This window comes from Vibrio ulleungensis (assembly GCF_016900875.1).
Taxonomy (GTDB): domain Bacteria; phylum Pseudomonadota; class Gammaproteobacteria; order Enterobacterales; family Vibrionaceae; genus Vibrio; species Vibrio ulleungensis.
Map to the genome: position 1 here is coordinate 169,350 of NZ_JAFEUM010000004.1, position 12,467 is coordinate 181,816.

12 protein-coding genes are annotated in these 12,467 nt (G+C 44.0%); 6 read left to right on the forward strand and 6 right to left on the reverse strand.

Translation table 11 applies throughout. The features are described from left to right. Positions 1 to 78: 78 nt before the first annotated feature. The 6 genes from JQC93_RS11610 to JQC93_RS11635 all read right to left on the reverse strand — a co-directional run bounded on the left by JQC93_RS11610 (position 79) and on the right by JQC93_RS11635 (position 6,366). Positions 79 to 1,002, reverse strand: coding sequence for a LysR family transcriptional regulator (locus JQC93_RS11610; RefSeq protein WP_205158605.1), 924 nt, complete (start codon positions 1,000 to 1,002; stop codon positions 79 to 81). Positions 1,003 to 1,165: 163 nt separating this feature from the next. Beyond that, positions 1,166 to 2,665, reverse strand: a complete 1,500-nt coding sequence (locus tag JQC93_RS11615) for an arylsulfatase (RefSeq protein ID WP_236009540.1) — start codon at positions 2,663 to 2,665, stop codon at positions 1,166 to 1,168. Between the two features lie 431 nt (positions 2,666 to 3,096). Continuing rightward, positions 3,097 to 3,657: a sugar O-acetyltransferase gene (locus JQC93_RS11620; protein ID WP_205158607.1), complete on the reverse strand. Its 561-nt coding sequence runs from the start codon at positions 3,655 to 3,657 to the stop codon at positions 3,097 to 3,099. 590 nt (positions 3,658 to 4,247) lie between these two features. Continuing rightward, positions 4,248 to 4,685: a glycine zipper family protein gene (locus JQC93_RS11625; protein ID WP_205158608.1), complete on the reverse strand. Its 438-nt coding sequence runs from the start codon at positions 4,683 to 4,685 to the stop codon at positions 4,248 to 4,250. A 67-nt stretch (positions 4,686 to 4,752) separates the two neighbouring features. Next, positions 4,753 to 5,430 carry a hypothetical protein gene (locus JQC93_RS11630; protein WP_205158609.1) on the reverse strand — a complete coding sequence of 226 codons (678 nt, stop codon included), beginning with the start codon at positions 5,428 to 5,430 and terminating at the stop codon, positions 4,753 to 4,755. A 90-nt stretch (positions 5,431 to 5,520) separates the two neighbouring features. Further along, positions 5,521 to 6,366 (reverse strand): LysR family transcriptional regulator, encoded by an 846-nt coding sequence (locus JQC93_RS11635; RefSeq protein ID WP_205158610.1) that lies wholly within the window; start codon positions 6,364 to 6,366, stop codon positions 5,521 to 5,523. Between the two features lie 509 nt (positions 6,367 to 6,875). Here JQC93_RS11635 and JQC93_RS11640 point away from each other — a divergent pair. The 6 genes from JQC93_RS11640 (at position 6,876) to JQC93_RS11665 (ending at position 12,331) form a co-directional block, all read left to right on the forward strand. Next, the gene (locus tag JQC93_RS11640) at positions 6,876 to 7,424 is read left to right on the forward strand and encodes a TRAP transporter small permease (protein WP_205158611.1); all 549 of its coding nucleotides are present in this window, start codon (positions 6,876 to 6,878) and stop codon (positions 7,422 to 7,424) included. A 9-nt stretch (positions 7,425 to 7,433) separates the two neighbouring features. Continuing rightward, on the forward strand, positions 7,434 to 8,726 hold the full coding sequence (locus JQC93_RS11645) for a TRAP transporter large permease (protein ID WP_205158612.1): 1,293 nt from the start codon (positions 7,434 to 7,436) through the stop codon (positions 8,724 to 8,726). Positions 8,727 to 8,803: 77 nt separating this feature from the next. Then, a complete protein-coding gene (locus JQC93_RS11650; protein ID WP_205158613.1) occupies positions 8,804 to 9,853 on the forward strand; it encodes a TRAP transporter substrate-binding protein in 1,050 nt (349 codons plus the stop codon). 137 nt (positions 9,854 to 9,990) lie between these two features. Continuing rightward, positions 9,991 to 10,950, forward strand: coding sequence for an aldo/keto reductase (locus JQC93_RS11655; protein WP_205158614.1), 960 nt, complete (start codon positions 9,991 to 9,993; stop codon positions 10,948 to 10,950). 8 nt (positions 10,951 to 10,958) lie between these two features. Further along, positions 10,959 to 11,945, forward strand: coding sequence for a TauD/TfdA family dioxygenase (locus JQC93_RS11660; protein WP_205158615.1), 987 nt, complete (start codon positions 10,959 to 10,961; stop codon positions 11,943 to 11,945). Between the two features lie 230 nt (positions 11,946 to 12,175). Beyond that, positions 12,176 to 12,331, forward strand: a complete 156-nt coding sequence (locus JQC93_RS11665; RefSeq protein WP_205158616.1) for a hypothetical protein — start codon at positions 12,176 to 12,178, stop codon at positions 12,329 to 12,331. The last annotated feature ends 136 nt before the right edge of the window (positions 12,332 to 12,467 follow it).

Consider the following 12,467-nt stretch of genomic DNA (forward strand, 5'->3'; position numbering starts at 1 on the left):
TGTAGCATGCCAACTTGCCCAATCTTAGCAATTCATACATTCGTAACTAATTTGCAAGGACATTCGATAGCGAAACGATTAGTCCGAACCAGTGTCGGTAAGAAGTCGATTTGTTTCCGCTCGTTCAATTTCACGGCGTAACCAAATGTGCGCGGTTTCATTCGTCCTGCTTGGGTGCCAAATCATCGCCACATCTACAGTAAACTTGTCCGCAGGAGAAGAAACCTTTTTCAAGTTATAATGCGCACCAAATAGGCCATGAATGGTGTGGCTAGACAAACAGACATATTCACTGTCTTCAACAACCGCAAGCATCTCTACAAAACCCGCTGCGCTGCAGCGAACCAATCGTTGGCTGAGTTCCGGGAAATCAACTTCGTCCAGTGTGGTTTTTCGACTTTGCCAAGTCGAAGACACCACATGCTGCTCCTCAAAAAACTGCTCAAAAGTAATGTAATCTTGTATTCGTGGATGATTGCGACTACACAGTACAACCAGGTTTTCTTGACTGATCACTTTGTGCTGAAGATGAGAGTGCTCAGGGGGAGTGCGGTCTATAACCAAATCGTAGCGCTGTAAACGCAAATCGCTTTCATAATCTTCGGTGAATAGCGGGTGAACTTCAATCGTAACCTGTGGCGCCTCTTTGTGAATATTACGCATTAGGATAGGGATCAGTGTGTAACTGATAAGGGAAACACACGCAATTGAGAACACCTTCTCAGACTTTTTAGGGTTAAACTCTGCTGTGGCATTGAGTGTCGAGTTAAAATTGGTTAAAGAAGCCAATAACGCTGGATAGATATCTTTAGAAAAGTTGGTCGGGTTGACTCCAGTTGGGGTGCGATGAAATAGCGGTTCACCATACAACTCACGCAGCTTCGCTAAGGCTTTGCTGACGGCAGGTTGCGAAATATTCAACCTGAGGGCAGCCTTGGACAAACTCGATTCTTCGTATATTGCGATAAAGATAGGGATTAAATTTAACTCAGTATTTTTCATGTCCATCCATAAAACAATAGGCTGCCAGATTTCGCCAACAATTGTATGCAATCTTACAATAAATCACGAATGTCATCGTTAATTTTTAGCGATAGGATCCTATTAGGTTTTGAGTTTTGTCGCCAATAAAAAAGGCTCTTACGAGCCTTTAGTTTTAGAGAGGTTATTTACTCGGTATTTCTTGTAGCTTCTCCATAACCTGATCGAGACTAAAGCTCGCCGCTTTTTGACTTGGTGGGAACTCTTCAAAGGTCGCTAGGAACTCCCCAACATAAGCCTGTGCAGGGACAAACATGTAGGCATGATCCAGCAACCAGTCATAGTAGGTATTTGAGGTTATATCCGCATTTTCGTACGGATCCATTCGTAAGTTAAACAGCTTAGGTAAGCGCAAAGTGACGAACGGTTCGGCCCAAATCTGCATGGTGCCAGTCGCACGTTGCTCCATGAATACCGCTTTCCAAGCGTTGTAACGCAGTGCGGCCAAATCACCATCATCAGTAAAGTAGAAGATTTCTGCACGGCGTCCCTTCTCTTCCTCTCCCATCAGATAAGGCAAGAAGTTATACCCGTCTAGGTGAATTTTAAAGTCTTTGCCATTAGCGTTATAGCCTTTAAGCAATTTGTCTTTAATTTGGTCATCACCTGCGGCAGCAACGAAGGTCGGCATCCAATCCATGTGGTGCATAATTTCATTAGAGACAACGCCGGCTTCGATTTTACCTGGCCACTTAACCATAGCGGGTACCCTATACGCCCCTTCCCAGTTGGTGTTTTTCTCACCGCGGAACGGGGTGGTACCAGCGTCTGGCCACGAATTCATATGAGGCCCATTATCGGTCGAGTAGAACACGATGGTATTGTCCTCTATGCCCAGTTTATCAACCGTGTCTAGTAATACACCGACATGGCGATCATGTTCCATCATACCGTCAGCATAATTACTGATCCCTGAAGCTCCTTGCTGTTCTTCATTGACGTGGGTTCTAAAATGCATCCGTGTTGCGTTCCACCATACAAAGAAAGGCTTGTCCGCTTGAACCGCTCGTTCAATAAAGTTGACCGCTGCTTCTAGAGTTTCCTCATCCACCGTCTCCATGCGCTTCTTAGTCAATGGCCCAGTATCTTCTATCTTTCCATCGGCGAAAGATTTAATTACACCACGTGGCCCAAATTTTTTGCGAAATTCTGGGTCTTTTGGATAGTCGATATTCTCAGGTTCTTCTTCGGCGTTTAGGTGATAAAGATTACCAAAAAACTCATCGAAACCGTGGTTGGTTGGCAAGAACTCATCTTTATCGCCAAGGTGGTTCTTACCAAATTGACCCGTCATGTAGCCCATAGGTTTGAGCATTTCTGCAATTGTGGCGTCTTTAGCTTGCAAACCAAGATCGGCCCCAGGCAGCCCCACTTTACTCAAACCAGTCCGTAAAACACTTTGACCAGTAATGAAGGTAGAACGCCCAGCTGTACAAGACTGCTCAGCGTAGTAGTCGGTGAACATCATCCCTTCTTCTGCAATGCTATCGATATTTGGGGTTTTGTACCCCATCAATCCGAAGGTATAGGCGCTGATATTAGTTTGACCGATATCGTCTCCCCATATCACCAATATGTTAGGCTTCTCGGCAGCAACAGCGTTAGCCGCCACCCCTCCTAGCATTCCTGCGAGCAGCGTGAGTCGCAATGCACTTCTTTTGGTGCTTTTAAACATTGTTTATCTCTCCTTGAACAATTTAAGCCAGTCAGCGTTGTGTTTCTCCTACTAACATATAGCTCAAGAAATCGACAATTGTTAAAAATCCCACCAAAACTTAAGTAAATTGCAGTCGGGTCATGGATTATTTTGGATTGCCCCGTAGGGTTATGAAAAAGGGTGTGTTGTGACTTATTAAAGCACCTAGCCTTTCTGTTGACGACGTCAATTCTAAACAGGCAGTGGCAAAGGTTGGTCAGGGCAAAGCGATTCGAGTCACAATTAGCGAGATGTAAAGGGGACGGATGAACAATGGCAAGGAAAAGCAGTGACAGGGGGAAATGGATGCACAGTGATTGAAAAAGTCTATTTAATCACTGTGCAAAAACGGCTAATTATCAGCTGTTATCAATGGCTTTAATTACCTTACAAGGGTTCCCTGCGGCAACCATGTTGGCTGGAACGTCTTTTGTCACAACACTTCCTGCGCCAATAACACTGTTATCACCGATGCGGACTCCAGGGCAAATTATTGCGCCGCCACCAATCCACACGTTGTCGCCTATGTGAATTTCAGTACCAAACTCAACCCCTTCGTCGACACGACCTACTTTCTCAAGCGGATGCCCAGCGGTATAAATTTGAACATTAGGTGCAAGCATGACATTGTCGCCAATGTACACTCTCGCGACATCTAAAATGACACAGTTGAAATTGGCGTAGAAGTTTTTCCCGGCGATGATATTACTGCCATAGTCACACCGAAAGGGTGGCTCTAGATAAGCATTATCGTTTTCAGGCAGAAGTTCATCTATTGCTGCACGCCAGCTCTTAGTGTTGGGGATACTGTCATTTAACACTTGCAGAGTACGACGACAACGGATGCGTTCACTGTATAACTCTTTATCCCAGGCTAGATAGGGCTCTCCAGCCAGCATTTTTTCTTTTTCGGTCTTCATTGAGTTACTCCCAAATTATTAGGAGCAAGTTTACATAACATACTAATCAAATAAGCTAGTCGAAATCAAAAAAACAACTAATGCAACCGACGTCGTCTTGCGAACAAAGTAGCTGCTAGTTATTCCAACGAAATAGGTATTTTTTCTCATTGGTTTCTGTATGTTCGTAGATGGCTTTCAGAAACAGCTTCTGTATTCTGTTGCGTTTAATTCTTCTATACATATCTTGCTAATTACTCGTGTGAAATAAGATAAACTAACTACACTTTCCAATCACGGCTACTGTATCTTTCGCCGCAAAAAATGCGTTCCCATTCGCAGGAATACCTGCTCATTCGAGAAATATTATGTTCTCTAGATCGAGCCATCAACAGCGAACATGTAATAATTGCCATTGATATCACGATAGTTATTTAAGAACTTCAGCACTTGTAACACATTGTTTTAAAATGTTTTTTAAAGCATGACAATGAAATAAAGACAAAAAAGCAGCTGCACAATGCAGCTGCTTATATTGTCGAATAATAGGGGAGCGCGATGACCTTACGTTAAGGGACAGAAAACGTGTTTGTGGTGCTCCCAAAAGTGTATCAGTTCAGCGGCTGATACCCTCTTCCACTCATACAATTTCTCATTAGATCATCGCGCTCTTTTTGGTTTTGACTGGCCGCGGCATTTTTTGAGCCTCGACCACTTAGTATCCCAACGGTGGTACCGATAGCGGCACCTTTTTTAGCGGCTTCAGAGCCAGAGTTACCAGAAATCGAGCCTGCAGCTGCACCTGCTGCTGCGCCTCTTGCACCGCGTTTAACCCCCTGCTCTACCGCGCCTGCGCCTTCGTTATTACCCACATTGTCAAGCATGGCTTCACACTGTCGATAATCCACGGAGAACTCAGACTGGTCATATTGAGACTCGTCAAATAGAATGTTATGAGCAAATGCCGTATTAGGCAGTGCTAACAAACCTGCAAGACTAAGAGCAATGGATAGGTTTGAAGTTAAACGTCGTGAATGGGAGCGATTCATGGTATTTCCTCAAAAGAATGCAACTCCGTCTGCTGTGAAAACTAAATAATGTTGAGATTACGTCAAATTAGAATTGGTATGCGATACCAAGTGTCCAAATGCTGTCAGATTCGATGGTTGCACCATCAAACACACCGTTGTTATCGTAGTATGTGTACTTAACATATGGAGTCCAGTCGTCAAAGCTCATGCCCATGATCACTTCATGTTCGTGAGTAGAGTAATCCTCTTGAGACAGGTCAGAAATACCCTCTACTTGCTCGTAGGTGTACTTATAGTCAATGAAAACCTGACCGAAATTCATATGCGTACCAGCGTAAATGCTGCCTGTGCCAATATCAGAGTCGATATCAGAATACGCCGAATCCGTGATGCTTGAGCGGTTGTAACCCAATCCGCCAAACACGTTGAAGTTAGAATGAGCTTGATAAATGACAGTTGCTTCTAGAAATGCTTCTTCAGCTTCATCCCATTTACCCACTTCACCATATAGGTTCATATCCCATTGGTCAGTGATTGAAAAGTCGTGTCCGTAACCTGCTGCCAACCATCCTTGGTCATCCATGCCAATGAATACATTGCCATTTTCGGAAGTGTTGATGTTTGCGCCAACTTCTGTTGCGTAAACACCTTCTTTAGTAGCGTTAGAATCTACTTGCTGCTCTAGGTAAACTGAAGTCGATGCTGCCATCGCGCCAGTAGTGAAAAGGGCTGCTGTTGCTACTGTAAGAGTTTTTAGTTTCATTGTAATTCTCTACAATTGGTTGGTGAGCGCTGATTATGGCGTTACCACTGTAGAGAATATATACGCTGGACTTTGGTTGAGATATAAATGCTATTTATATGTTCGACCTGTAATTGCTTCAACTATTTCCTTACGTTTGGCTTTATGGAATGGATCGCTGGCGTAGCGACGGTGGTAAAGCATACTCAAGGGAATGGGTTTTACACCAAAAGGAATCTCATGAATGTTTAATCCTAATCGTGGTGCAAAGGTTTCAGCAAATGAGCGGGTGGTCGATCCTATATAGTCGGTGATTGCCGCAAGGCCGATCATACTGGCAAGGGATTCTGTCTCGATAGACACCTTTCGCGGTTCAATGGGTTCATTCGCAATATGTTCAAGCGTTCCCATGTTGTTGCGTCGAATTTTCAGTGCGATATGCCTTTCTGCAAAGTATTGCTCGCGCGTCATCGTATCGCCAATGCGAGGATGGTCTTTACGAGTCACGCACACTCCGTCTTCTTGATAAATTTCCTCCACAATAACCGACTGCTTGCGAGTCACCATGGCATCAATCACTAAATCCACTTTTTGTGTATTAAGATCATCAATCACTTCTTGCTCGTTAAGAGGAGTGACGACCGTATGCATTTGCTCTATGTGGCTGACTTTATGGAGCACTACTTCACTGCAATAGAGGTTAATCTGCTCTTGCTTTTGCTCCACAGTTTCAAGCACAGACATTGGCGACTGAATTTTATTGGCAAGAGCTACCGCGGCGCCTGTAGGTGCAATACCCCGCCCTTCTCTAACATAGAGGGACTTTCCAACAACGGCTTCCAAACGCTTTAATGAGGCACTAACAGCCGGCTGAGAAACATCGAGCTCTTCAGCAGCAAGTGTAATTGAACGATTTTTATACACTGACAGAAACGTTGTTAACAGATTGAGATCCATAGTATTAATCCGAAATGGTCTTATAGGTTTACTATACCTAATCTAATGATTAGAAGGCAGCGCAGTTCACAATTTTAGGTTTTATATTGAAAAGCATTGTTTATTGATTTGCGCATTTTCGCTCAAAACATTGGTTAATCAAGACAGTTTAGCAAAGCGCACTTTTAACAAAAAGGCAACAAAACACCTGTAGAGTACTCTTTTCCGCTCACCTAGCCATCTCGTATCAAATAACAATAAACGAGCATAAGCGACCAATAATGACCATGCATTGGTCAGTAAATTGCTCACTGCTACTGCGATTTATACGCTTTCCACCGCCTCAAACGATTGCAACGGTTAACCAAAATGTTACATTATGATAACTATTTCACAGAATTGAACAAATAAGCTGTTAGTGTAATAGCCAACGTTCAAACGAGCCAATATTGTGTTCGTTCGAAACAAAATCGACATTGTATGTCATTTTAAACTCAAATCACTAATGGGTAATGGAGTATCTAACACGTATGTTCAAGCAGTTAGAGAGCGCGCTTAACATCATTAATAAGCCAATTGCAGCCGTCACATCGCAATTAGCGGGCCTGTTATTATTTGCGATGACAGTGATTGTTCTAATACAAATTGCATTTCGCTATGTGCTAAACATGCCGCTCAGTTGGACTGACGAATCGTCTCGATTTTTGATGATCTATATGACCTACTTGTGCCTACCCATCATCTACCTAGATGATCGCAATATCGCGATGACATTTATTACCGACAAACTGCAAGGCACACGCCTATACGAGTTGTTAATGCTATTCGCACACTTGACCGCTTTAATACTGTTTGGCTTTTGGATTTATTTTGGTTTGGCGTTCTTAAAAAGCGGCTCAGTTATGGCCGACAGCCTGCCGATTCCTATGTATGTCGTGTACGCGGTGCCACCTGTCATGCTGGCAGTGTCCTGTTCGTTTGCTCTACAAAAGCTATTTGGGTCCATTCATCGACTTTTTGCCCCAAAAGCGAGCGAGCCCAAATCATCTGCTCCAAACTCCACCTCTCACGGTAAATAGGACATTATCATGGTTTCCCCGATTTTTCTTTTCTACTTTTTGACCTTCTTACTGATTGGTGTTCCGGTTTTATTCGCGTTAGGTCTGTCCCCCATCATAACCTTTGTTCAAAATGACCAAGTGATGTTCATCAACATGCTTTACCAAAGGCTCTACGCAGGGCTAGACAACTTTTTACTGCTCGCCTTACCCTTTTTTATGCTAGCTGGTGAATGCATGTCTTCCGGAGGGATCACCCCAAGGATAGTGTCTTTTGCTCAAACACGAGTACAGCATTTACGAGGTGGGCTTGGCCATGTCGTTATTTTAGCGTCGACTCTGTTTGGTGCTTTAACGGGTTCAGCCGTGGCAGCAACATCTGCCATTGGTAATATGCTAATTCCAGAAATGACAAAATATCGATACGACCGATCTTATTCTGCAGCACTTACGGCCGCCGCAACGGTGTTAGGCAATGTCATCCCACCGTCTGGCATTATGTTGATCTACGCATTTGTCATGAACACCTCCGTCGCTGCCATGTTTATCGCAGGCATTGTGCCAGGGATCATATTTTGCGTTGGCTTAATGGTGGTAAATCGTTTTCAAATAAGACACTACCCCGATATTCAACCTATGCCACGAGCCAACAATTTAGAGAGAAGTAAAAGTCTCAAAATGGCGATCCTGCCTCTAATGACTCCGGTCATTATTTTGGGCGGTATTTATGGAGGTATCTTCACACCCACTGAGGCTGCTGCGGTTGCGGTCGCCTATGCCATTTTCTTATCGGTGTATGTGTTAAAAGTGACCAATATTAAAGCGACCTATGCACTATTTGCCAAGGTCGCGGTAAATGCTGCAGCCGTGCTTATTATTGTTGCAGCAGCAAGTGGATTTGCGTCGGCCATTAGCTTTTCGGGCATTTCGAATGACATAACGAAGTTTATTGGCGAAATCACAACAGACCCGCTGATACTGTTTTTGATCGTCAATCTCTTTTTATTCGTGGTAGGGATGTTCTTGGACGCTGGCCCCGCGATCCTAATTTTTGCTCCCATCATTGGCCCTATAATGATTAATGCAGGTATTGATCCGGTTCATTTTGGCGTTGTGATGTGCATAAACCTCTCGATTGGGCTCGCGACACCACCAATGGGTTTGGTGCTGTTTGTTGCCTCTGGGGTGTCTGGCATGCCACTGCAAAAAATCTCTCGCGCCATCATTCCCTTTATCGCGATCGAGTTTGTCATCATCTTTCTAATTTCAATTTTTCCAGAGTTGGTCATTGGGTTACCGAAACTGCTTGGCGTAATGCAATAGCTTTGCTCCAAACAAGTGCAACCCAAAAACCAGCCATAACAATAACGTGAAACCACCCCTTAAAAGGAACTTAAACAATGAAAAAAACCCTTTTAGCACTTACTACAACGGCACTTCTTAGTGCTGGAGCAGCACAAGCCGCCGATTACAAACTGACGGTGCCACATGTGACGAACATTGATGGATACAACCATCAGTCATTGTTGGTATTTAAGAACTTTGTTGAGTCGCGTTCTAATGGCGCCATCGAAGTAGAAATTTACCCTGCGGGACAGCTATGTAGTACGGCAAAAGAGTGTATTGCCGGTGTTCAATCCGGCATATTCGACTACTTTCAGACCACCATTGCTGAGTTAGGTAACTACTGGCAACCTGTTGGTGCTTTTGATCTTCCTTACTTATTGCCGAACGATCGAGTCGCTGAGTGTGTATACGGCAACGAAAAATTCCTCGGTGATGTTCGAAATGAAGTACTAAAAAAAGCACCCAATACGCGTTTAATGATGGTGTCAAACTCTGGCGGTTGGCGTAACTTTGCAACGACCAAGCAGATGATCAAATCTCCAGCGGACATTGATGGTTTAAAAATCCGAACCGTTCCAGCGAAGATTCAGCAAGAGTTGGTGAAAGAGCTAGGCGGTGCACCGACACCAATTTCTTGGCCTGAAGTGTATACCGCACTCTCGACGGGCGTGGTCGATGGCACCAAAAACGGCATCGTCGATATTGTTCAGAATAAGTTCCACGAAAGCCTAAACTTCATGACCCTAGACGGCCACGCATACATGGGTGGTGCTTGGGTATTTAATGACATGAAGTTTAAGAGCATGTCAGATGATCTCAAACAAGTGATCGTTGATGGTATCAGTGCACAAAACCAATACCTACGCGCTTACCCTAAACACCGCGAATTTACCGCTTACGAAGAGTTCCGTAAGGCGGGGGGAACCATCTATAACCCAACAGCAGAAGAGCGCAAAGCGTTCCAAATGGCGTCAGCTCCAGTTAAAGATTACTTCATTGAAACCACGGGTGACGAAGGCAAGATGTGGCTAGAACGCTTTGAATCCGAGATCAAAACCTGTGAAATGAGTATTCAAGCAAGCTACGACATACAGTTTAACTAACAGCGTAACAACACACAGTTTGGCATATAACGTTACATAGGCACCTTTAGCTAAGGTGCCTTTTTCACTCAGACCAACGACTATAACTAATGCGTTAATGCTGACGAACAATTTGCCCAAAAAAAAGAGAACACACTATGTTTAAAACGGAACAACAACGAGTAGGCCTAGGCTTATGGAAAGTGTCAAAAGACGACTGTGCTGATGCAGTTTACAATGCCATAAAAATTGGCTATCGACATCTCGACAGCGCTTGTGATTATGGGAATGAGAAAGAAGTTGGACAGGGAATTGCACGCGCCATAGACGATGGTCTAGTCACACGTGAAGACTTATGGATCACCTCTAAACTCTGGAATACTTATCATGCACCGGAGCACGTTCAACCTGCGTTAGAGCGTACTCTTAATGATCTAGGGCTTGAGTACTTGGATCTTTATCTTATTCACTTCCCAATTGCACAGGCCTTTGTTCCTTTTGAGACCCGCTACCCACCTGAGTGGTTCCATGATCCTCTAGCCGCTGACCCGAAAATGGAATTTGCACAAGTCCCACTGCATCAAACATGGCAAGCGATGGAGGCTTTAGTCGACTTAGGCAGTGTCAAACACATCGGCGTATGTAACTACAACTCAGCATTGTTATTTGACTTAGTTAACTACGCAAGAATCAAACCCTCTATGTTGCAAGTTGAAATACACCCCTACCACACTCAGCAGCGTCTACTCACCCTCGCCAACAATTTAGGCATTCCTGTCACTGCATTCTCACCACTTGGCGCACAGTCGTATGTAGAAATAGACATGGCGACTCAAGCTCAAGCCGTAATTACGCGAGAAGAAGTGCTGAATGCGGCAAAGGCTCACGATGTCACACCCGCTCAAGTGGTATTGCGTTGGGGCGTTCAACGCGGTTATGCAGTGATTCCAAAGAGTACCAATCCAAAGCACTTGGCTGAGAACTTGGATCTATTTAACTTCTCTCTTACAGAGATCGAAATGGAGGCAATCAGTGGATTAAACCTTAACCATCGATTCAACGACCCTGGCCACTTTTGTGGTGAAGCCTTTAATACCCACTGCCCCATATACGATTAGGAGTACCCATGCTGAAATTGACTTCAATTGACAACCAATTCGTCAATCCCGATGACGTATTTCCAGCCGTGATCGTAAACGATGGCAGTGTGACCACCATTGAAGAGGCTTGCCAGTGGATTGATGATAGATTGTCAGATATCGCAACATTGCTCGACAAAAGTGGAGCGATTTTATTTAGAGGTTTCCCTATTGCCAGTGCAGAAATGTTTGACGCGTTTAGTGCTAGCTTTGGTTACCCTAATTTTACCTATCAAGATTCACTGTCCAATGCGGTTCGCATTAACTTCACCGAGCGTGTGTTCACCGCCAACGAAGCACCCAAAGAAGTAGAGATAAACTTACATAACGAAATGGCACAAACCCCAATATTTCCCGATAAGATCTTTTTTAGTTGCCTCGTCCCTGCTGACACTGGCGGCGCGTCACCAATCTTGCGGGGAGACATGATGTACCAAGCGCTCAAGAAAGCCTCTCCAAGCTTCACAGAACAACTTGAGCAGAAAGGAGTAAAGTACACCACACATATGCCTGCTGAAGATAACGCAGGATCAGGCCAAGGCCGTGGATGGAAAAGCACCTTGTCAGTGTCGAACATTGACGAAGCAGAAGCACGCTTAACCGAACTAGGCTATACATGGGAATGGCAACTTGATGGCTCAATCAAGACTACCACCTGCCCTCTGCCAGCCATTAAAGTGGCAAGCAACGGTAACAAAGTATTTTTTAATCAATTGATCGCTGCCTACTTAGGTTGGAAAGGAGTGCGTGAACAACATCATCCAACCTTGCGTTTTGGGGATGATTCCCAATTGCCAAAGGACGGTTTAGAGTTGATGTGTGAATTGTCAGAAACGTTAGTATTTGATGTTGAATGGCAAGCCGGTGATGTGGCATTGGTGGACAACAACCTGGCGATGCATGGAAGACGCTCTTACGGTGGTGAAACAAAACGGCAAGTGATTGTCGCTCTAGGTGCGGCCAAATTGCAATAAACTATCCTCCTCCGACTCCCTAACCATAAGCCTCGCTAAAATGCGGGGCTTTCTGCCACTTAAGTAGTAATAAAACCACATAATCTTTATTATCAACCCTAACAGATCGGTGAAAGGCTGCTTTTTTGATCTATTTTTGTAATTTTTATACAGTTTTTGTTGACCTAAATCACAACTGGAGTATTATTGTGAACAGAATCACAAAGACAGATACGATAAGAGATAATCAGATGAACGCAAAAGTAGAAAATACAAACATTAATTACACCACCTCTCTTGTTGAAGAAATGAACAAAGCACTCGCTAGCTCTGAAATGGCTGCGATCATGAAAATGGTAGGTGCAGTAGCCATAGCACTCATCGCTGTAGGTTCTTTCTGGGCATAATCCCCACTTAGTTCGACAAAAAGACATATAAGTCCACTGCTTAAGCGGTGGATTTTTTTTTGTATTTATTTCGACAATACTCACTCACAGTGTAATTAATTTACAATTTAGTACCCCTACGACTTTGACCTCAACA